1 pseudogene is annotated in these 1482 nt (G+C 62.3%); it reads right to left on the reverse strand.

Annotated elements, in window-relative coordinates:
* Positions 1-590: 590 nt before the first annotated feature.
* Positions 591-1482: pseudogene (locus NKG60_RS32130) on the reverse strand (polysaccharide biosynthesis/export family protein); the annotation flags it as partial.

A 1482-nucleotide genomic window follows, 5' to 3' on the forward strand; every position in this document is an offset into this window, starting at 1 on the left:
TTGACGCAAGGCGCCTGCGCTTACCGCGTGGACATTGACGGCGCCAAGTGGCGTCGCAGCGGCCACGATCGCCGTGCGGCAGGCTCGCACGACCGCAACCGGCGTACCGGGTTTCGCTGTCAGTGGTCCCGGAGATCCAAAGGGATACCCGTTGGTGGAGTCACCGTCACCGGCTTTGGAAGGCCTGAGGACGGGTGGCAAGACGATGGATTGCCCAGCGGTCTTGGCAGAGGCAGGGGCCGTCGCTGCAGTCGAACTGTCGGGTGCGGTAGCCGCTTCGTTTTCGGCGGACGGATCGTCGCCCACAGTGGCACTTGTGCTTGTATCACCAACGTTGCCGCTGGCACCAACGCCTGCGTCGACTGATCCGTCATCTGCCCCGACCGAAGCTCCAACATTTGCTCCGCCTACGCCGTCGACGCTCGTGCCCGCCCCCACAGATACGCCTTGCGAACCGGCGCTCACTCCAGCACCGACCCCGACACCGCCCGCCCTACCGCCCACGCCTGCTTCAAGAGCCGAGGCAGGCCCAACTGTGATCCCGATCGTCAACGCGGCCGCTACATACTTCTTCATTGTCGTCTCGCTCCCTAGTCTTCACTGGCGCGGCTCGAGCTTTTTGATGGCCGTGTTGGAAGCAATACTGCGGGAAGAGGTACGGTTGCGAGCAGAACGGTTTGCGGCGGCTTTTGGACCTTCATTTTCTGTTTTTTCGGCAAGCCCGGTTTACGGGCTGGTTGGGCGTCCGAACGCGATAACCTACTTGCAAGTGCGGGGGTACGCGCTTTCGGCGCGCGCTCCACAGCCGCAGTGCGACGCTTACCCTTGACGATATCAATTGCCTCACGCGCGGCACTGAGGCTGCGGGCTAGACCGATAGCCCTTTCACGCTCTTGGTCGAGCGCCGCACTCAATTCTACCGAGTTCTGCTTTAAAGCATCGCGTTGCTGGCGAACAATATCGAGGTCACGTACGGCTGAATCTGCTCGTTCGCGTCCCAGCTCGAGTGTTTCTCGAGCCTGCTTTAGAGCGGCCTCGGCCGCCTGTCGGTCCCTTATGGCGTTCGCCTGCTCGACGGCTGCCAGCTTTGCGCCTGCCTTAAGAGCATCGATAGTTTGGCGAGCCGTGGTAAGTTCTTGCTCCAAGAGCTCGACCTTGTGCCGCTCGTCATCAAGCGTTCGCTTCGCAGCAAGCTGGGAGGCGTCCATAGAGGGGTGCGCTCCAGGCGCGGCAGCCTCCTCGCTGTTCCAGAGACTGGCTTCGGCCCTGTAGCTTTCGATAACGCGCTGCGCCGTCTCCAGATCGAGCCCGAGCGCTTCCTCTGTTCGCTGCTGCTCTTTCAGCGTTTGTGCTTGCTGAGCCACCGTCTCTGCCAGTAGGTGTGCCTGGGCGCTTAGCTCACGGACGCCGCGCTGCATAACCTCTAGCTCCGCTCGTGCTGCGGCCAATTCGCGGCGTAAAGCCTCCTCATGCTCGCCGAGC

The sequence above is a fragment of the Mesorhizobium sp. M1428 genome (genome assembly GCF_040317515.1).
In the GTDB taxonomy this organism is placed as follows: domain Bacteria; phylum Pseudomonadota; class Alphaproteobacteria; order Rhizobiales; family Rhizobiaceae; genus Mesorhizobium.